The organism is Nostoc sp., assembly GCF_036917355.1.
Taxonomy (GTDB): Bacteria; Cyanobacteriota; Cyanobacteriia; order Cyanobacteriales; family Nostocaceae; genus Nostoc.
In genome coordinates this window covers 12512-31613 of the sequence record NZ_JBALDP010000016.1, presented here as the reverse complement: position 1 = coordinate 31613, position 19102 = coordinate 12512, and the positions used below count along the sequence as shown (strand labels likewise).

18 protein-coding genes, 1 other RNA gene and 1 pseudogene are annotated in these 19102 nt (G+C 40.8%); 13 read left to right on the top strand and 7 right to left on the bottom strand.

Annotated elements, in window-relative coordinates:
• Positions 1–168: 168 nt before the first annotated feature.
• Positions 169–567, bottom strand: a complete 399-nt coding sequence (locus V7K53_RS04695; protein ID WP_335196472.1) for a hypothetical protein — start codon at positions 565–567, stop codon at positions 169–171.
• Positions 568–825: 258 nt separating this feature from the next.
• Here V7K53_RS04695 and V7K53_RS04690 point away from each other — a divergent pair, with 258 nt between their 5' ends.
• A complete protein-coding gene (locus tag V7K53_RS04690) occupies positions 826–1506 on the top strand; it encodes a Uma2 family endonuclease (RefSeq protein ID WP_335196471.1) in 681 nt (226 codons plus the stop codon).
• A gap of 14 nt (positions 1507–1520) precedes the next feature.
• Here the strand turns inward: V7K53_RS04690 and V7K53_RS04685 are convergent, their stop codons facing one another.
• The 3 genes from V7K53_RS04685 to V7K53_RS04675 all read right to left on the bottom strand — a co-directional run bounded on the left by V7K53_RS04685 (position 1521) and on the right by V7K53_RS04675 (position 3258).
• Positions 1521–2435, bottom strand: coding sequence for an STM4504/CBY_0614 family protein (locus tag V7K53_RS04685; protein ID WP_335196470.1), 915 nt, complete (start codon positions 2433–2435; stop codon positions 1521–1523).
• A gap of 173 nt (positions 2436–2608) precedes the next feature.
• Positions 2609–3022, bottom strand: coding sequence for a putative toxin-antitoxin system toxin component, PIN family (locus tag V7K53_RS04680; protein WP_335196469.1), 414 nt, complete (start codon positions 3020–3022; stop codon positions 2609–2611).
• Positions 3019–3258: a hypothetical protein gene (locus V7K53_RS04675; protein ID WP_335196468.1), complete on the bottom strand. Its 240-nt coding sequence runs from the start codon at positions 3256–3258 to the stop codon at positions 3019–3021. The genes V7K53_RS04680 and V7K53_RS04675 overlap by 4 nt, the downstream gene beginning before the upstream one ends.
• Positions 3259–3509: 251 nt before the next feature.
• Between V7K53_RS04675 and V7K53_RS04670 the strand changes: the two genes are divergently transcribed.
• From V7K53_RS04670 to V7K53_RS04660, 3 genes are all read left to right on the top strand, one after another.
• A complete protein-coding gene (locus tag V7K53_RS04670; RefSeq protein WP_335196467.1) occupies positions 3510–4445 on the top strand; it encodes a ferritin-like domain-containing protein in 936 nt (311 codons plus the stop codon).
• Positions 4446–4461: 16 nt separating this feature from the next.
• Positions 4462–5244, top strand: coding sequence for an isoprenyl transferase (locus V7K53_RS04665; protein ID WP_335196466.1), 783 nt, complete (start codon positions 4462–4464; stop codon positions 5242–5244).
• An 833-nt stretch (positions 5245–6077) separates the two neighbouring features.
• The gene (locus V7K53_RS04660) at positions 6078–7997 is read left to right on the top strand and encodes an iron uptake porin (protein ID WP_335196536.1); all 1920 of its coding nucleotides are present in this window, start codon (positions 6078–6080) and stop codon (positions 7995–7997) included.
• A gap of 1027 nt (positions 7998–9024) precedes the next feature.
• Here the strand turns inward: V7K53_RS04660 and trxA are convergent.
• Positions 9025–9342 (bottom strand): thioredoxin, encoded by a 318-nt coding sequence (trxA, locus tag V7K53_RS04655; protein WP_094352713.1) that lies wholly within the window; start codon positions 9340–9342, stop codon positions 9025–9027.
• 652 nt (positions 9343–9994) lie between these two features.
• Between trxA and fabG the strand changes: the two genes are divergently transcribed.
• The 3 genes and pseudogenes from fabG to V7K53_RS04640 form a co-directional block, all read left to right on the top strand.
• Entirely contained in the window at positions 9995–10741 is a 747-nt protein-coding gene (gene fabG, locus V7K53_RS04650) for a 3-oxoacyl-[acyl-carrier-protein] reductase (RefSeq protein ID WP_335196465.1), read from the top strand.
• A gap of 99 nt (positions 10742–10840) precedes the next feature.
• Complete coding sequence (locus tag V7K53_RS04645; protein WP_335196464.1) at positions 10841–11365, top strand: Rpn family recombination-promoting nuclease/putative transposase; 525 nt, start codon at positions 10841–10843, stop codon at positions 11363–11365.
• Between the two features lie 135 nt (positions 11366–11500).
• Positions 11501–11689, top strand: a pseudogene (locus V7K53_RS04640) (DUF4351 domain-containing protein); the annotation flags it as partial.
• 61 nt (positions 11690–11750) lie between these two features.
• Here the strand turns inward: V7K53_RS04640 and V7K53_RS04635 are convergent.
• Positions 11751–12833 carry an MraY family glycosyltransferase gene (locus tag V7K53_RS04635; protein ID WP_335196463.1) on the bottom strand — a complete coding sequence of 361 codons (1083 nt, stop codon included), beginning with the start codon at positions 12831–12833 and terminating at the stop codon, positions 11751–11753.
• Positions 12834–12990: 157 nt separating this feature from the next.
• Here V7K53_RS04635 and groL point away from each other — a divergent pair, with 157 nt between their 5' ends.
• The 4 genes from groL to rnpB all read left to right on the top strand — a co-directional run bounded on the left by groL (position 12991) and on the right by rnpB (position 17340).
• Positions 12991–14673, top strand: coding sequence for a chaperonin GroEL (gene groL / locus V7K53_RS04630; RefSeq protein WP_335196462.1), 1683 nt, complete (start codon positions 12991–12993; stop codon positions 14671–14673).
• A 296-nt stretch (positions 14674–14969) separates the two neighbouring features.
• On the top strand, positions 14970–16112 hold the full coding sequence (corA, locus tag V7K53_RS04625; protein ID WP_335196461.1) for a magnesium/cobalt transporter CorA: 1143 nt from the start codon (positions 14970–14972) through the stop codon (positions 16110–16112).
• 65 nt (positions 16113–16177) lie between these two features.
• Positions 16178–16873 carry a hypothetical protein gene (locus V7K53_RS04620; protein ID WP_335196460.1) on the top strand — a complete coding sequence of 232 codons (696 nt, stop codon included), beginning with the start codon at positions 16178–16180 and terminating at the stop codon, positions 16871–16873.
• 50 nt (positions 16874–16923) lie between these two features.
• Positions 16924–17340: RNase P RNA component class A (rnpB, locus tag V7K53_RS04615), an RNA gene on the top strand.
• Between the two features lie 132 nt (positions 17341–17472).
• On the opposite strand, the gene V7K53_RS04610 is transcribed toward rnpB, so the two are convergent.
• Positions 17473–17856, bottom strand: coding sequence for a hypothetical protein (locus tag V7K53_RS04610; protein WP_335196459.1), 384 nt, complete (start codon positions 17854–17856; stop codon positions 17473–17475).
• Positions 17857–17984: 128 nt separating this feature from the next.
• On the opposite strand from V7K53_RS04610, the gene V7K53_RS04605 reads away from it, so the two are divergent.
• Both V7K53_RS04605 and rnc read left to right on the top strand, forming a co-directional pair.
• Entirely contained in the window at positions 17985–18158 is a 174-nt protein-coding gene (locus tag V7K53_RS04605; RefSeq protein ID WP_289798473.1) for a hypothetical protein, read from the top strand.
• A gap of 117 nt (positions 18159–18275) precedes the next feature.
• On the top strand, positions 18276–18995 hold the full coding sequence (gene rnc / locus V7K53_RS04600; protein WP_335196458.1) for a ribonuclease III: 720 nt from the start codon (positions 18276–18278) through the stop codon (positions 18993–18995).
• Positions 18996–19102 lie beyond the last annotated feature (107 nt).

The window sequence follows — 19102 nt, the reverse complement described above, 5'->3', positions numbered from 1 at the left end:
TCGGACAAGATTCTGTAAACCCGACTTTTTTCCCGACTTTTATAGAACAGAATTTAGGAGTCAGGATACCCTTTCAGGAAAGCAAGCTACAGAATGAATTCTGTACGACTAACAGATAGCGCAGCGTCTCCGGCTCCACTCCTAAATTCTGACTTCTGAATTCTTCAATTAGCTCAATCTCGTAATAGTCAAACTTAAAGTACCACGATTGTTAAAATACATTATTGGAACATCATTGGCATAACAAAACAACTCCCCACTTGAAGTAGCTTTATACTTCTCCAACTTCTTCCCAATTAAAAACTTTTGTTCACCAGACTGACCAATATTTCCAATTAGGGAAAACCAGTTTTCGTTTGGTTTTCTGCGGAACATCTCAGCCCAACTTAGCCACGGCTGTGTATACCCATCTGCATCACTTCTAATCCATGCATCACACCAAAACTGTTCTCCTTCTACTTCAAATTTATAAGTTGCCCCTATTTCTAGATAAATACCAGTAGCGTTCCAGTATTTCTTCGCATCTATTATTGTTTCTGAAGGAGAGCCAATTTGTAGATTTATCATTTTTATATTAATTTTCCATAATTAGAATGATAGAAACTAGAATTTCACTCATTACATGCTGTTGATAGTGCAGATCAATCGAGACTTAATTGCATCTGCTGTATCTTGGTCAACTTCCTGTTGAATATAGGCAAGCTTTTGAGCTATTCTTCATCGCTACTAACTTAGAAAGCTTAGAAATTTTACCTAGAGTATATCGTCCGCGTCGAATCGTTTAGAATAAAAGTTATTAAGGTAACATCAGCACCATCATTACTTATGGTGAAATCAGACCCTCGTCAATTTCTGCCTAGTAGTGCTGAACTTCCTTGTTCAGACGATACTCCTGTGGATAACGAAGACCAAAACTTTATTCCTAACCTGCTTCTCTTCTTGCTGGAATATATTTGGGCAAACCGTAATGACTGGTTTTTCAGCGTGGATATGGGCGTTTACCATACCACAGGGGTTAGTCCACTTGTGCCGATTGTGCCAGGCGGATTTTTGAGCTTAGGTGTAGAACGCCGCAAGGAAGGCAAATCTCGTAAAAGCTATGTTGTTTGGGAAGAAAACAACATTGTGCCTATCCTGGCTTTAGAAATTGTCTCCTTAACTCCAGGTGGAGAATATGACAAAAAATTAGACACCTATGCCAAGTTAGGAGTACTGTACTACATTATTTACAATCCAGAGTATTGGCAAAGAGACTGTCACCAACCTTTTGAAGTTTATCGCTTAGTAGATGGTAGCTATCAATTGCAAATTGGTGAACCCTTTTGGATGCCAGAAATTGGTTTGGGAATTGGTAGAGGGCAATACGTATCTGGTAATATCCAGCGTCAGGTTTTGTATTGGTATGACCAACAAGGAAAGCGCTATCAAACCCCAGAAGAACAGCTTGAATTAGCGCAAAAGCAACTTGAGCGTTATCGTCAGCAATTTGGGGAGTTGACAGAATAAGGTAAGCATTAGCTTTAAGGTAGCGCCTTCTCCGCTTCTAGCAAAAATAGAATTGTACTTGCCGTCATGTGAAGCTGGTAAGCAGCAAAGTGTTGTGGGACAGTAAGTGGCTGAGAACCTTGACCATGACCTGCATTTTTATTTCTCATAGTAGGAACTCCACTTTCCAGACTTGATTTGAGTGAGGTAACTTGGGTTTGTAAGTAAGTAGGAATCAGATTATTCTGGAAGCAAAGATTAATCAGATTTTTCGCCGTATCTCCAGGTTGATAAGTCCAGCCTTGAATATCACAAATAGTTTTCATAGTACTCTCGAAAGCTTTGAGGCATTCAACAAGGCATTCCTTGTATCGCTCGTGCCGATAATGTTCGTGTGCTTTCAAAAATTCCTCATTCGCTCCTTGAAATCGTGTATCACTTAGCAAATGCAAAACTGGCTTAACTGCCTCAGCATGGATTATCTGAGAATCAACTCTGATAATTTCACCTGACTCATACTGATAGCCTACCCCGTGTTCTCTAAATCTATAGTTTAATGTTTCAATTGCTTCAGTAGGTGAAATTTCTGGATGATATCTTATATAGTGTATGTCTCGCATATAGGGACTATTAATATAGGTAAATATTAATTCTACTACATCAATAACCTGTTCTATATCATCGGTTTTTAACATAAAATTCAATACATCACTAATAGAACTTTTTCTATGTTCTTGTAGCGAAAAGATGCCATATTCACGGCATAAAATATTGTAAATATTTTGGAAGCTCTTTAAGTTATTTGGATGATCGGGATTGCCTATAGTATCGTTAATAATATGAATAATCTGTACGCGAAGCTCTTTAGAGATATAGTCATATCCATAAACATCAAGGAATTCTCCCATAAGTCTTTTTTGACGCTTTGAGTATATATCGTAGACCTTCATACTTATAAACCTCTATACAATACATATATACTACATTAAAGACTTTTTCCCCGACTTTTGCAACTGCATCACATAAAACTGCCGACTTCAGCCGACTGACAAAAGGAAGTGCGATCGCTTAGTTTTGTACGGTGTGCTATGCCGCTATCTTACACACCCTTGTATATTGAAGCTTATTCCCTCACATCACAAACTAACCTTTTAAATAAAGACAGAGAAATAATAGTTGTGTTTAACAAAATTTGCGCTTCATTAAAATCAGCATCACCCGTAATAAAAAAATCTGCTTCTGCTGCAATAGCACAAGCTAAAAACTTTGCATCTTTCCTATCTCTGGAGAAATCAACCTCTACATCCACATCAATTAGTGTTGTCACTGAATCAATTAAATAAACCCATCTTTCGTATTGTGCCTCAGTTAATTTTAAACGAGGACGCTTTAAAACTTCCTTATCCTCTGCGATAATTTCTGCCGATACAGCCCACTCAAAAGCAGAATTAGCAATCACAAATAAAATTACTGCCTCTGGATTTTTATTAGCTATAGCAGCAGAGACTACGATATTAGTATCAATAATAACTTTCATTCTCCCCGTCTATAGGCTTCAATTTCTGCTACTATTTCCTCATCACTTAAAGGATTATCTGCGTGTATCGCTTGTATTTCTTTGAATAGCTTTTTTAATTCTTCTGCTAAAGTAACCCTTTGATTATCGTCTGTCAAAATAATCACCTCAACTCTCTGCCCTGCTTTAAATGGTAAATCAGATAATACTAACTGCTTTGGATCAGCAATGGTGATATATGTTTTATAAGCGTTCATGATTTATCCTGTTACTCAACTTTTATCTACCCTTGTTCTAACAATTTCGCTACATTTTCTGCAATTCTCTCTTCTAACTTTGTAAAGTCCTCTTAGAAGGGCAAGGTTTGAAACCCAAATTTTCTCTAACCAACTTTTTCCCCGACTTTTGCAACCCTATCACATAAAACTGCCGACTTCAGCCGACTGACAAAACGAAGCGCGATCGCTTAGGCTATTGGGCATAGAGATAAAAATTTAAGTATAAAAATATGCTTAACACCCTCAGCCCAATCACAGAAGACTTAGCAGGTCAAAACTATCCCAGCCTCCATTACTTACAAACACAGCGCCGCATTCGTTCCCTCATAGACAGATATATTGCAGTTGAAAAACTACACGAGCGTCTGCAAGATTTACCGATACAGTTGGCCAATCCCCAACCGCGTCCCTGGAAACACATCGACTGGCAAACAATTAATTGCAATCAAATTATCGGTTTAGACGCAGAGGTATTTTTATCTATCTTGATAGGTGCGATGGATACAGAAGCTCCGATTCGCGGCTATACCCAAACCAGTCGGCAGTATTTGGAAAAATTGCATCCTCAGATGGCTCGATTTGTTGGTGGAACTGTCGGTAAAGATGGCGAACTGCTGGAACTTGGTTTGTGGGAAAAGGAAGAACGTCAGCACACACCTGCATTAATCAAAATCTACACTCAATTAACAGGCGAGAAAATTATCCCAAAACTTCGGACTGTTAGAAGCTATCTTCCCACAGATGACGCCAAGGAAGACTTATATCGCCACGGCTTACACCGCATTGCCACAGAATACGGTGCAACCTGTCTTTATATTTGGTTGATGGCTCATACCACTGGCGCACTCCAGGATGTTCTAGAGGAACTAGCACACGATGAAATCAACCACATGACCAAATTCTGGGGGTTTGGAGTCTGGACTTTCCCTGATACTGGGTTGATGCGAATTGGACGCACGCTGATTAAAACGCGATCGCCAAACTATCAGCGTAGCAACCTGATGCGTACTCTCCGCCGCATGATGGGTACACTCAACTGGAATGCTTGGTCATTAACCAACAAAACAACTCTCCTATTTACCTTCACTTACACAATGCATCGCTTGTGGAGTTGGAACAATAGCCTCACACCAGAGTACTTACAAAATTTATTTGAAACTAATTAGTCAAAACAAAGGACAAATGACAAATACTTCGGCTTCGCTCAGTACAAGTGACAAATCAAAATTACCCACAGATTTAAACCCCCAAAAGATACCCCAACATATCGCCGTCATCATGGATGGTAACGGCCGATGGGCAACCAGTCGAGGATTACCGCGCATCGCTGGACATCGCCAAGGAGCAAAAACACTCAAAGAACTATTGCGTTGCTGCAAAGATTGGGGAATCAAAGCGTTGACAGCCTATGCTTTCTCAACAGAAAATTGGCAGCGTCCCATTGAAGAAGTGAATTTTCTGATGCATTTGTTTGAGCGATTACTACGCCGCGAGTTGGCTCAGATGCATCAAGAAGGAGTACGTATCTCGTTTATTGGAGATTTATCGGCTTTACCCAAGTCTCTACAGATGGAAATGGAACGTTCAATGACAGAGACGTTGAACAATCAAGCAATCCACTTTACTGTTGCAGTCAACTACGGTAGCCGCAACGAAATTACCAGAGTTTGTCGTCAAGTAGCTCAACTCGTGGAACAGGGCGAACTCAGCGCCCAAGAAGTGAATGAAAGTCTTGTAGAACAACACCTCTACACAGCAAATACTCCAGAACCCGATTTGCTGATTCGTACTAGTGGTGAGATGCGATTGAGTAATTTTCTCTTGTGGCAAATGGCGTATACAGAAATGTATTTCACCGATATTCTTTGGCCAGATTTTAATAGACAAGCATTTCATCAGGCTTTGTTGAGCTACCAAAGTCGCGATCGCCGTTTTGGTCAAGTTAAAGCTTCATTATCAGCTTAGTGTACCAAACACCAGACATCGCTTGAAAAAGGCAGGAGGCAGAAGGCAATATTCCTTCTTCTTCCTTTTGATAAAGTAAAAGCACCCACACTACCACGATGGTATATGAGCGCTCATAAATAAAAACATTATCGAGGATAATCTATCTGCTATGACAGACCGAAGTAACTATAAGAATAGCAGGCACTGGGTAAATAAACTGCAAGGGTAGTTACAAATGTTTTGTTAAAAATATTACTTACCATCAGGTATTGTTTATTTTACTTAAATGTGATATGGAAGACTGTTGTGAGGTCTACAGTAGGCTACAACCCCAAAAGAAATTATTTCCATTATTTTCTTGCTGATTTTACCTACACCCAAATTGAGCAGCGATCGGAGCGTCTTAATTTTTTTGAGTAAATTATTCTTTGTTAGGTATTGAGCCGAGGATTTCTGCTCAATATCTATATTCCTTATCACAAAATCTGACTTATGTAAATTATTTTTTTGTCAATATAGCAATCCAATTTTTATTTGAACAGAGAAAATTTGGAAGGTTTATGAATCATGCATTTTACGTAATGCATTGTTCAAAAACCATTTAGGATTACTATCGTAATTATAAAAACTATCAATATGATGTATTGTTAATTCTTTCCAAAAATAGTATTTACTATAATTTAAGACTTGCGATATAAGCTGATGTTTTGATAAGTCAATTCAGAAAAAGCCTGATATCAAAAATTTAAAGTTAACAAGACCTCTTGCTAAATCTACTTTAAATTTACTTATCAATTTATTTTAAAATCGCAATCAATTTTTTCACTATTTTATAGGTGTTGGGAGTTATGATGGCAAAGTATCTACTAGCTTTTGCTAGTGGGATGGGATTTTTATGTTTAATTGCTGGGTTATCACCTGTGCAAGCCCTTCCTAGTTTAGAAAATGCAGATAAAAACGTAGCTGTTAATCAAGATGATGGCAGTTATGAAAATAATTATTCTCATCATAGCAATTTAGCAAATAAAATTTCCAGTGAATTGCTAATAGCTAATGAAACTAAAAACAAATTACCTTCAGTCAATCAACAGCAAATAAATCAAGATTTAAAAGTAGATTCTGCCGTTAACTTTTGGCAGCCAATCACACCACAATCGGCAAATTCATCTCTAACCTCATACAAACTTGCACAAGTAACATCCGTATCCCAATTGTCTGATGTACAGCCGACCGATTGGGCTTTTCAGGCACTACAATCTTTAGTCGAGCGCTATGGTTGTATTGCAGGTTATCCCAATCAAACCTATCGCGGTAATCGGGCGATGACTCGCTATGAATTTGCTGCTGGCTTAAATGCTTGTTTAGAACGAATCAACGAATTGATTGCGACTGCAACTGGTGATTTGGTCAAGAAAGAAGATTTAGCCTCGTTGCAGAAACTACAAGAACAATTTGCGGCGGAATTGGCAACATTGCGGGGTCGAGTAGATGCTGTAGAAGCTCGCACAGCAGAACTAGAAGCAAATCAGTTTTCTACTACGACCAAACTCAATGGAGAGGTAATTATTGCTGGTGTTGGTGCTAGCGGTGGCGCTCCTAATGACAGTGACCCGAACATCATCCTAGTCAATAGAGTGCGGTTAAATCTCACCACTAGCTTTACTGGTAAAGATTCATTAATTACTGGATTGCAAGCTTATAACTTTTTGGGTGGAGCCGATGGACAGGGTAGCCTGCAACAAAGTTTAGGATTAGCTTCACCACTTTTAAGTGCAAGTAGCGCTCGTACCAGTTTTGAGCCGCAATTTCCGGGGTTAAATGTCAATACTTTGTCTAGTGTTGGTGCAAACAGTGTTCAGCTTTATAAATTGCTGTATGTCTTTCCCGTCGCTAATAAATTAACCTTGTTTGCAGGAACTGCGGCAGAGACATCAGATGCTTTCCCAGTAATTACGCCTTTTTATGGTGAAGGACAAGAATCAATATCTCGTTTCGCCGGCTTGAATCCTGTGTTACGGGTTTCTGGTGGGACTTCGGGTACTGGTTTGGCATCGGCGGCGGGATTTATTTTTAACATTTCGCCGAGTTTTGATTTAAGAGCTTTATACGGCAGTGTAAATGCCAATTTACCCGAAAAATCTGCTAGTGAGGCAGTACCAGGAGTTTCTACTACACCTTTGGGAGCAGGTTTATTTAGTGGTAGTAGTATTATTGCCACACAGTTAACCTTCAAGCCAAGTCCCGCTCTGGATATTGGCTTAAACTATGCCCACAGTTATCACGAAATCAATATTTTGGCTACAGGATTAGTTAGTAGTGATATCGGTGCTTTAGCAGGGGTTGCAACTGGAACACCGCTCACACTCAACTCTGTTGGCGGTACGGTAACATGGCGATTATCCCCCAAAATAGCATTATCTGGCTACGGTGCAGCGATATTTGTTGATGCTGCTTCAAATAGCGTGGATGCTTCCACCACCTTTACAAGTTGGATGGCGGGAATTCACTTCAGAGATTTATTCAAGTCAGGGAACACTGCCGGGATTCTTTTTGGTCAGCCGCTTTTCCGTAGTGATACTGGTGGTTCTGCTCAACTTACTCCCACAGGCGACAATCGGGCGACTCCTTACCATTTAGAAGCCTATTACCGCCTTCAAGTTAGCGATAATATCAGCATTACCCCTGGTGCATTTGTTCTCTTTAACCCAGAAGGTAACGGCAACAATGAGACTACGACTGTAGGTGTACTTCGGACTACTTTTACGTTTTAAGAGATTGGGAGTAGAGTCAAAGTCCCCCAATAAATTGGGGGATTTAGAGATTGGGTAACAAAGTTTACAGTCATAAAAATATTGCCCTGTTTCACTAATATCGTGACAAATATATAGTCGCATTGCCCAAAATAGACCTCTTGCAAAAATATGTTTTTGCACTCTTAGGGAAAAGGGTAAAGGTTAAAGGGAAAGTATTTTGAGTTTCTTTACCCTTTCCCCCTTACCCTTTACCCCGACTTTTGCAAGAAGTCTAATCTGTTGTGCAAAACTAGTGTGATGTCTACGGTGATGACTGAGCTTACGAAGGGTCAAAGTGCGGGCTACACTAAAAATAAAGTGTCTAGCTGTAGCTGATCGTAGATATCGCCCTACAGATAACCTAATTATTTCTTTTGGCTGATTTACCAGTTTGATTTGAAAGGTGGTGCTTTTGTATAACCTGCTCAATCTGGCAAGTCACCGCATCTATTCTATGTTTAACCTTATCAAAATCAATGTTTACCCAAATATAGGCTTTATCAGGTCTTTGATGCTTGTGATTCATATATTGTGTTACTTGTCAATATATTTTGTTATATCTATACAATATAATCTTCTCAATTTCTAAACTACTTTCTCTAGACATATAAGTAAATATGCTTAACATTTACTTAAGGTTTTATCGCAATCTGATTTGATTTTTAAACTTATTTGCGTGCTACTCAAAGTACAGCGCAAACGCCATAGACAGGTAATAGGGAATCAGCCTTTTCGAGTTGTAAGAAGTTATTTATGCAATTAAATATGAGTCCTATATAGGACTCATATTTGATTTCTGAAAAATAAAATTGGCTAGAAGCTTGTCATACAAAGCTTTGTTTCTCAGTATACTTAGCAATATTCAAGTATGATTCCTATAGCTTCTAGAAGTTGAATAAAACAGTGATTTGATTAACATGGGCGCACATTATTATCTATCTACTGAAAGAGACGCGATATTTCTTTCGCGCCTCTAAGAACTAAAATCAAAATTCTAAGTATTAGCTTAAACCTTTGTTTGTAGATATTGAACTAACTGCGGTGCTTGCATCACTCCCTCGATCCTATCCACAGGCTTACCCTGCTTAAACAGTACTAAGGTTGGCAGAGAAGCAATTTTATACTCAGTAGCCAAATCTGTGTATTTTTCTGTGTCGATTTTGACAATCCTTAAGCGATCCTTAAGTTGGGCATTGACTTGCTCTAAAATTGGCACCATCATTTGACAGGGCCCACACCAGTCAGCATAAAAATCTACTAATACAGGTACATCAGAAGCAGACAGCATCTCTTCAAAGCTGTTGAATTGCTTTTTAGTTGCCATGTGACACACACCGATTTTCAATTGTTTGTTTCAATAGTAATTCTTAGAAAATAAAATCGGTATAGGTTCATGGGTTTTTGTTGGCAAAAGATTAGATTAGTTAATATAGAATGATTTTGCAGCCGAAAATATTAAATAATTATAATAAAATACGTATTTTTTTGAGGTTGTGCATCTGCATTAGATATGTATTTAAACCTATTCTGACCAACCAAATAATTATCAAGGCGTTCACAAGAGTGAAATCTACGAAGGGTGTAGCTGCAACACTTTCTAGTCTATCCAACCAGGTGAATATATTGCTTCAAGTTATTCATCCATTCACAGAGAAATAACTATAGATATTTAATTATAGTAAAAGGTTAATTCTTGTTATTCGAGTTATACAGTAATCCTATTTGATTTGTGAGAATTGCAACCCGCATCCCCGACAACTTTATCAAGTCGGGATCTTGTTTCTGCGCGTTTGATTCAGGATAGCTATATCTAGCTAAATACCACGGACAAACTCGATCTATTAGCTATCTAATTTGCAGGATGACAGCAAGATTGTCATCCTGCAAGAGTGAGATTTTATTCAGACAATATTCAGATGTTCCCGAAATCACCATAAGATAATTAGCGCGGTATTTCTAAGATTGAGGAACATTAAATGACACTATTACAAGATAAAGTCGCAATTGTCACAGGTGCATCACGAGGAATTGGTCGAGCGATCGCAATTGAATTAGCCTCACAAGGAGCGATCGCAGTTGTCAATTATGCCAATTCTAATGCTGCTGCTGAGGCAGTTGTTACAGAAATTACAAGTGCGGGAGGTCAGGCGATCGCCTTACAAGCAGATGTTTCTAAAATTGAGCAAGTAGACGCACTAGTTAACGCCGTTATGGAAAAGTTTAAGCGTGTGGATATATTAGTCAACAATGCAGGTATTACCCGCGACACACTGCTTTTGCGTTTGAAGCCAGAAGATTGGCAAGCAGTAATAGACCTGAATCTAACTGGTGTTTTCTTATGTACACGCGCTGCCAGTAAAATCATGCTCAAGCAGCGATCGGGGCGGATTATCAATATTACCTCCGTTGCTGGGCAAATGGGCAACCCAGGCCAGTCAAACTACAGCGCCGCCAAAGCAGGTGTAATCGGCTTCACCAAAAGCGTTGCCAAAGAACTCGCTACTCGCGGCATCACGGTTAACGCTGTCGCCCCTGGATTCATCACCACCGACATGACCAGCGATCTCAACAACCCCGAAGATATTCTGAAATACATCCCACTCGGTCGCTTCGGTCAACCTGAAGAAGTTGCTGGAATGGTGCGTTTCCTCGCTGCCGATCCCGCCGCCACCTACATCACCGGACAAGTCTTTAACGTCGATGGCGGCATGGTAATGGCCTAAATAGTTGAGCTAAATAATTGAGGGGTAGCTATTTTTCGTAGTTGGAGCTAGCTTTAGCGCCAACTACGAACTTATTAAATAAAATTTGACAGACTAGTTATGAAAACAGACTCTATTTTTTATCATTTATTTCAAACTTTCCCCAGTGCTTTTTTTGAATTAATTAATCTGCAACCATCAGAAGCAAATGCATATAATTTCGCTTCAGTAGAATTAAAGCAAACAGCATTTCGCATTGATGGAGTTTTTCTTCCTGTTGCTGACACTAGTCATCAGCCGATTTATTTTGTAGAGGTTCAATTTCAAAAAGATAATGAATTTTACGCTCGTTTATTTTCAGAAATATTTCTGTATTTACGACTTTACGCACCTACTTCCGATTGGCGAGCAGTAGTTATATTCCCTCGCCGTAGCCTTGAACCAACCCAAGTACAACCGTATCGAGTCTTACTCGAAAGCCAACTTTTAACGAGGCTATATTTAAACGAGCTTGGAGAAGTAACTGAATATTCCTTGGGAGTTGGTATTATCAAATTAGTAGTTGTAAATAAAAAACAAACTCCCATATTAGTCAAAAGTTTGATTACAAAGACACGTTCGGAATTAAGCGATAAAGCACTTTAAAAAAAAGTGCTAGCTAGATTTAATAGAAACAATTGTAGTTTACAAACTACCGCGTATCAGTTGTCAGGAGTTGATAAAAATGTTTGGACTCGGTGATTTTGATATAAAACGACTAGACTTTATGAGGAACTCAAGCAGGAAACAACTCTAGAGCTAGTCATGCGCCAGTTACGACGACGCATTGGTAATTTGAGTCCGCAATTGCAAGAGCGTATCAGCCAGTTATCTATCGAACAGCTTGAAAATCTAGCCGAGGCACTGTTGGATTTTTCCACAGAAGGAGATTTAGTTGCTTGGTTGCAAGACAATTTAACTCAAGCTTGAATTTTTGGTGGACTGAATAAACATAGTAGGGCTAGCACTGCAATGCCCACCCTACAAGCAACTAAGGCTGTTGGCGTATCCTTTGCCAGACTGTAAAGCCCAAAAGCAGGATAATGCTACTAGCGGTTGTCAGCATCACAGCCAAACTCATACCTTGTATTCTCATCGCCAGCAAGTTGAAAACTAAGGTAATTGACCAAAGCGTAAACGCAGCATTGCGCTGGGAGAGTCCCCAAGCAAGTAAGCGATGGTGCAGGTGGTCTTTGCCAGGAGTACTGAGAGGGTTGTTTCCTGCTAATAGCCGCCGCACAAATACTTGAGTAGTGTCTAGCACCGGTAACAACAGAAATAAAACCGTAGGAATTAGCGCATAAACTGTGTTTTGTTGCAGTTTGCCTAAAATACTAGTTGCTGCCAGGACATAGCCGAAAAAGTATGCTCCGGCATCACCCATAATAATTCGTGATGGATGGAAATTATGGCGCAAAAATCCTAGTGCAGCACCTCCCAAAGCTGCAAGTACTAAGATTGCCGCGGCACGATTGTTAAATTGAGCTGCAACGCCCAACAAACTCATGGCGGTAATAAAGCTAATTCCTCCTGCCAAGCCATCCATACCATCCATCAAATTGATGGCGTTGGTAATCCCTACTACCCATAGTACTGTTAGCAACATGGACAGAAGTGAGTCGATGGGAGTGCCAAACAGGACTTTGACACTGATGCCATTAGCTACCAGCAAAAGTGCCGTGACAATTTGCGCCCACAATCGCACAGAGGGCGGTAAGCCAAACTGATCGTCAATAAAGCCCACAAGGACTAATATCGAACCCCCCAACAGAATAGTGAGCACCTGAGCCAATACGTTTTGGAGTTCGATCGGTCGTAAAAGGCTAGCTAGTACCAGCGCAGCAATCACGCCCGCGTAGATAGCTAGCCCCCCTGCATTGGGTAGAGGTTCTCGGTTGAGTCGCCGTGCATTGGGTTGGTCAGCCCAACCTACCCGCAAGGCGAATTTGCGTACTGTCGGAATTAAACGCCAAGTTACAAGCCAAGCCAAGAGGAACGTAAATACTACTGCCAACCAGCCGGTGCCGCTAGGGTCGGCAATACCAAGGGATTTAAGGGAGTTGTCTAGATTCATCTCCCAATTCAAGCATTACTGCCTGTATCTAATATGAGCATCACCTGTATATTAATCAATTTTTTTATTTCCATTTGTAACTTGAGCCGCTTGAGAGATTAGCACTCTGGCGCTGTGAGTGCTAAATTGTCTAATGGAAGCGCTGGAGAAATGAAACATGGCGAAAATTATTGCATTTGACGAGGAATCTCGGAGAGCTCTAGAAAGGGGTGTTAACGCCCTTGCCGATGCTGTAAAAATCACCTTGGGGCCTAAAGGTCGCAATGTCCTTTTAGAGAAAAAATTTGGCGCACCTCAAATTGTCAACGATGGTATCACTGTTGCCAAAGAAATTGAATTAGAAGATCCTTTGGAAAATACTGGTGCAAGACTCATCCAGGAAGTAGCCTCAAAAACTAAAGATGTCGCTGGAGATGGTACAACCACCGCCACAGTTTTAGCACAAGCCTTAATTCGAGAAGGTTTGAAGAACGTCGCGGCAGGTAGTAACCCTGTTAGCTTGAGACGCGGGATCGACAAAACTATTGAGGCATTGGTACTGGAAATTGCCAAAATAGCCAAGCCAGTAGAAGGAAGTGCGATCGCTCAAGTTGCGACTGTTTCTGCTGGTAACGATGAAGAAGTTGGCCAAATGTTAGCTCAAGCAATGGAAAAAGTCACCAAAGATGGTGTAATTACCGTTGAAGAATCTAAATCCCTGACAACTGAACTAGAAGTAGTTGAGGGGATGCAGATTGACAGGGGTTATATTTCTCCCTACTTCGTCACCAACAACGAACGGCAAATCGTCGAATTTGAAAACGCCCGCATCTTGGTGACAGATAAAAAAATCAGCAGTATCCAAGATTTAGTGCCGATTTTGGAAAAAGTTGCCCGTTCTGGTCAGCCTTTGCTGATTATCGCTGAAGATGTCGAAGGTGATGCTTTGGCAACTCTGGTGGTGAACAAAGCGCGGGGTGTACTAGCCGTGGCTGCCATTAAAGCACCTGGGTTTGGCGATCGCCGCAAAGCTTTGTTAGAAGATATTGCGATTCTCACCGATGGACAGTTGATTTCGGAAGAAATCGGCTTAAGTTTGGATACAGCTGCTGTAGAAGCGCTGGGAACTGCCCGCAAAATCACCATTGACAAAGAAAGCACCACAATTGTCGCTGGCAGTGTCACCAAGCCAGAAGTACAAAAGCGGATTGGTCAAATTCGCAGACAGTTGGAAGAAACCGATTCTGACTACGATCGAGAAAAACTCCAAGAACGCATCGCCAAGCTTGCTGGCGGCGTGGCAGTGATTAAAGTGGGTGCGGCAACCGAAACCGAACTTAAAGACCGGAAACTGCGGATTGAAGACGCGCTCAACGCGACTAAAGCTGCTGTGGAAGAAGGTATTGTTCCTGGTGGTGGGACAACCTTGATTCACTTAGCTAAGGCGGTAGAAGCGATTAAAAAGACCCTAGAAAATGACGAAGAAAGAATTGGGGCTGATATTGTCGAACGAGCGCTAGAAGCCCCCTTGCGCCAAATAGCAGATAACGCTGGTGCTGAAGGTTCTGTAATCGTCTCTAGAGTCCGTGAGAGCGACATCAACACTGGCTATAACGCTGCTACTGGCGAATTTGAAGACTTGATTGCTGCTGGTATTATCGACCCTGCCAAAGTCGTGCGTTCAGCTTTGCAAAACGCTGGTTCCATTGCTGGTTTGGTCTTAACCACCGAAGCGATCGTTGTTGAAAAGCCAGAGAAGAAATCCGCAGCTGCTGCGCCTGATATGGGCGGTATGGGCGGTATGGGTGGCATGGGCGGCATGGGTGGCATGGGTGGCATGGGCGGCATGGGCATGTTCTAATTTCTGCTGACCCAGATCAATATTTTTTAAACAGTTTGTCTTGCCAAGGCAAACTGTTTTTTTGTAGCATTGCTGATTCAGAGGCAATATGTTATACCAATTCGTAATTCGTCAGATTAAATCTGGGTGATGACCAAATTAGCAACCTAAATAATTGCTTAATTTAGAAATTACCGTCTTTATATTAATTTTTGCAAAATAACGTGTAAGTTATGTAAGTTATCCTTATGTCCTTTGTTATTTACTAATGACAAATGACCAACGATCAATGACAAATGACTATTAGGTAATATTGCATGGCACGAAAAATACGTCGCCTTCCTAAAATACTCACCAAGCTGTATGAAGACGAGTTCCATCACCAACCAGGGACTATACCTGGAACTATTTTTATTGATGCAGATGCTCCACCACCAATAATTTTTTTGATTGACTATAACCAAACCAATTTCATTCGCGAACAAATAGAAACTCCAGAGGAGTGTGTCTCTTATCTGGAAGCGGAATCGGTTTCTTGGGTAGATGTACAAGGTTTAGGTAGTCAAGATATATTACAACGATTGGGTAACATTTTTAAGTTACATCCTCTAGTTTTAGAAGATGTAGTCAATGTACCGGAACGTCCGAAAACAGAGGATTATGAAGATCAATTACTTTTCATTGCCCGAATGGTAGTACCAAAGGAAAGAACATGTGGTTTTTATAGCGAGCAAGTGAGTTTGATATTAGGAAAAAATTATCTGCTGACAGTACAAGAGGAACCAGAACATGATTGCTTTGAAGCAGTGCGATCGCGAATTGAAAAAAACAAAGGTACCATCCGTAAACAGGGAGCGGATTATTTAGCTTATGCTCTGTTAGATGCAATTATTGATGGCTTTTTCCCCGTACTGGAGCTTTATGGTGAGCGAATTGAAGAGTTAGAAGAGGAGGTAGTAGTTAGACCTACCCCACAAACACTACAAAATATTTATCAAATTAGGCGAGAATTACTACAACTACGTCGTGCTATCTGGCCCCAGAGGGATGCAATTAATTCCTTGATTCGAGATGGGAGTGAATTGATTAGTGAAGAAGTGCGAATCTACCTGCGAGATTGTTATGACCATACAGTGCAAGTGATGGATATGGTAGAAACTTACCGAGAATTAGCATCTGGATTAATGGATGTGTACCTTTCGGCAGTGAGTAATAAAATGAATGAAATCATGAAGGTGCTAACGATAGTTTCAACAATCTTTATTCCACTGACTTTTGTGGCCGGAATATATGGTATGAATTTCAAGACTGAAAAATCGCCATATAATATGCCTGAATTAGATTGGTATTTTGGCTATCCACTTTGCTGGGCACTAATGATAGCGATCGCAGTTAGTTTGCTATTCTTTTTTTGGCGACGAGGCTGGTTGCAAAATTCTGTAGTAATCAAGCGCAATTAAAAATTGTAAATTAGCGACAAGTCAAATATATATTCATTAGCACCGGGAGTTAAGATTTTTGAGTTATGAGGAGTAGCGACCAGAATTTAGTAGTTTTGACGATTTATATTATCGGTGTTTCTTATGTTTTCAACCGCATGATTGAATCCATCGATGACCAAGTTAAATTTGAGTTTAAAAAAGGAATCGTTGACGAGCAACTCAAAGAACAAAATCTCGATGATAAAATTGGAATTTCTTTTAAACTCAAATCCTCATACCCAATTGACGATTTGAAAGATTTAGGAATTAGCATTGAAAATAAATCCGATCAGGTTGCTATATACGTTGACTGGGACAACAGTTCTTTAGTCGTTGAACATAGCAAGCAATCGCGCCGTGTAATTCGGAAATCACCAGACTTAACCCGCGACTTAGCAGTACCCCAAAGTCCGAGCCTGATTGCTCCCAAGAAAACACTTTCTGAAACAGTGACAGCAGAAGATGTTTTCGAGCGCGATCAAGTAGCTGGAACCTATTCAGCAAAAAAACCACTAATTGATATCAACGGGCTAAAAAAAGGGCAAAAAAAATTATACAACGACTTTCTTAACAGAAGAAAAGAGTTGGACTTTTCTTTGCAATTAGTGCTGAGGATATCTGAAGTGCGTTTAGGTTTAGCCCCAGGTCGTGATTTTCCTCCCATTAGCATTATCAATTGTCCTTTCACTGTTAGGAAACTACCTTGGACTTACGCTTTACCTTGGAATAAAAAAAAGTAATCCCATGTCAACATACTACGCCAACCAAAGATTACACTGGATCTAAGGAGAGAGTAGGCGCAGGCGGTTGCAGATCGGTCATAGTTACTGGTTTGAGGAAAGTCCGGACTCCCGAAAGACCAAACTTGCTGGATAACGTCCAGTGCGAGCGATCGTGAGGATAGTGCCACAGAAAGATACCGCCAGATCAATAAAAAATTAAAAATTAAAAATCTAAAATGAGTAATTTTTAATTTTACATTTTTAATTGATCTGGTAAGGGTGCAAAGGTGCGGTAAGAGCGCACCAGCAGTATCGAGAGGTGCTGGCTCGGTAAACCCCGGTTGGGAGCAAGGCGATAGGAACTACGGTTGGTCTTTTACCAGTTCCGCTCAATGAGAGCCGCTTGAGGCGTTTGGTAACAAACGTCCCAGATAGATAACTGCCCTCGCAAGAGAACAGAACCCGGCTTATGTCCTGCTCTCTCCCCTTTAATGGAGTATGAACCTTTCATGGTTTGTACTCTATTATTTTTTGTACGGGTTTTGTGCGTAAGCGAACGCGAGTGCGTCTCGTAGAGAAGCTCGTCGTAGACATCGCTAATTCATCATCTAAAGCATCTAAAGCATTCCCAATATCTCTAATGCTGTATCCAAATACCATTTAACCCGATAGAGTCCAAACAGTTTCTCTTGACTGTAACGTGCTGGGTACTCTAGCTTCCTTCCCTCCATCGTCACCTTGAGCAATGCTGACTGCTCTGGTGTCAGTGTTCCCATAGCTTCTAGTGTCGCTTCTAGCGCTTCTACTTGAGAAAGCATAGGAGATTTCAATCCTTTATTTTCTGACACTTGCTTGCAGGCTATAACAGGGAAGGTCAGGAGTGCATTAATATAGGATGCCTTATCAGCAGGGTTTCCTATTGCTTGGATGCCGTACTGTATCAGACACAAATCGCGTAATGCTCTCAAGCTTTTAACTTCTAATTCTGTGCGCGTAAACATAAAATAGAGTTACCTCTTGTAAAAGTGGGAATCGGTGGTGAACTAGTTTGCAAGACACGAACACCACCGAATTAAACTCTATTCCGTTGTTAACATCGACTTCAAGCTATATTTACGTTTCTATATAAATGGCTAAAGCTAAGGGTAAACCTGAAAATTTTGGAAACCAACCAAGCAAGGAATTAACTGAACAATTGAATTTTCGTGTCACCAAGGAAATGAAGCAAGAAGTGAAAGCTAAAGACGATCCTCCTGAATTTTGCCGTCAAGCTATCCAAGAGAAGCTAGATAGAGAGAAGTAGCGAAAAGTTGCTAGAGTAATAGTCCAAGAGATTTAGATATATAAGTATAGATAACTAGTTACCTTCCCCTCTGCTCCCCTGCCCCTCTGCCTCCTTGCCCCTTCCCCTTATCATGCAATGCCCCTTGCCTATCCACGCCGCCAACGGCAACTCGAAAGTTTAGTCCAAAAATTTGGTTTGTCGCTAGAAGCACCTATAAAGTGGGAATTGCTAGATTTAGCTCTCACTCATCCCACTGTCTCTGATTCGGCAAATTATGAACAGCTGGAATTTGTTGGCGATGCAGTAGTGCGGCTGGTTTCGGCTGTTGTGTTATGGGAAAATTATCCCGATTGTCCAGTAGGGGATTTTGCGGCAATTCGTTCGGTGTTGGTGAGCGATCGCATTCTCGCCCAATTGGCCAGAGTTTATGGTTTGGAGTTATACTTACTAGTCGCTGGCAGTGCTACCGCCGATAAAGTTGGTCTAGAGTCACGGCTGGCAGATGCCTTTGAAGCAGTTTTGGGTGCGCTTTACTTAAGTACTCAAAATCTGGAATTGATTCGCTCTTGGCTAGATCCTCACTTCCACGAACTAGCAACAGAAATTCGCCTCGATCCTGCCAGACTAAATTACAAAGCTGCTCTCCAAGAATGGACTCAGGCGCAATTTAAAGTTTTACCAGAGTATCGGGTTGTGGAAGTCACTCAACCGCACCGCAATCAAGAACGTTTTCTGGCTGAAGTGTGGCTGCACGGAAACAAACTCGGAGAAGGTAAGGGGCGATCGATCAAAACTGCCGAACAAGCCGCAGCCAAAGTAGCTTTTTTAGCAATTCCTAATCCGCAAATACCCTGAGCTTAAAAGAAGGGCAATTAGTCGATAATCAGTTGATTGTCAGTGGTCATTTGTCCCTCATCCTTTGTATACAAATAACTAATGACAAATGACTAATAACTAATAGC

Coding starts and splice junctions, on each gene's coding strand:
- V7K53_RS04695 (WP_335196472.1), bottom strand. CDS start 567: ATGATAAATCTACAAATTGGCTCTCCTTCAGAAACAATAATAGATGCG.
- V7K53_RS04690 (WP_335196471.1), top strand. CDS start 826: ATGGTGAAATCAGACCCTCGTCAATTTCTGCCTAGTAGTGCTGAACTT.
- V7K53_RS04685 (WP_335196470.1), bottom strand. CDS start 2,435: ATGAAGGTCTACGATATATACTCAAAGCGTCAAAAAAGACTTATGGGA.
- V7K53_RS04680 (WP_335196469.1), bottom strand. CDS start 3,022: ATGAAAGTTATTATTGATACTAATATCGTAGTCTCTGCTGCTATAGCT.
- V7K53_RS04675 (WP_335196468.1), bottom strand. CDS start 3,258: ATGAACGCTTATAAAACATATATCACCATTGCTGATCCAAAGCAGTTA.
- V7K53_RS04670 (WP_335196467.1), top strand. CDS start 3,510: ATGCTTAACACCCTCAGCCCAATCACAGAAGACTTAGCAGGTCAAAAC.
- V7K53_RS04665 (WP_335196466.1), top strand. CDS start 4,462: ATGACAAATACTTCGGCTTCGCTCAGTACAAGTGACAAATCAAAATTA.
- V7K53_RS04660 (WP_335196536.1), top strand. CDS start 6,078: ATGGCAAAGTATCTACTAGCTTTTGCTAGTGGGATGGGATTTTTATGT.
- trxA (WP_094352713.1), bottom strand. CDS start 9,342: ATGGCAACTAAAAAGCAATTCAACAGCTTTGAAGAGATGCTGTCTGCT.
- fabG (WP_335196465.1), top strand. CDS start 9,995: ATGACACTATTACAAGATAAAGTCGCAATTGTCACAGGTGCATCACGA.
- V7K53_RS04645 (WP_335196464.1), top strand. CDS start 10,841: ATGAAAACAGACTCTATTTTTTATCATTTATTTCAAACTTTCCCCAGT.
- V7K53_RS04635 (WP_335196463.1), bottom strand. CDS start 12,833: ATGAATCTAGACAACTCCCTTAAATCCCTTGGTATTGCCGACCCTAGC.
- groL (WP_335196462.1), top strand. CDS start 12,991: ATGGCGAAAATTATTGCATTTGACGAGGAATCTCGGAGAGCTCTAGAA.
- corA (WP_335196461.1), top strand. CDS start 14,970: ATGGCACGAAAAATACGTCGCCTTCCTAAAATACTCACCAAGCTGTAT.
- V7K53_RS04620 (WP_335196460.1), top strand. CDS start 16,178: ATGAGGAGTAGCGACCAGAATTTAGTAGTTTTGACGATTTATATTATC.
- V7K53_RS04610 (WP_335196459.1), bottom strand. CDS start 17,856: ATGTTTACGCGCACAGAATTAGAAGTTAAAAGCTTGAGAGCATTACGC.
- V7K53_RS04605 (WP_289798473.1), top strand. CDS start 17,985: ATGGCTAAAGCTAAGGGTAAACCTGAAAATTTTGGAAACCAACCAAGC.
- rnc (WP_335196458.1), top strand. CDS start 18,276: ATGCCCCTTGCCTATCCACGCCGCCAACGGCAACTCGAAAGTTTAGTC.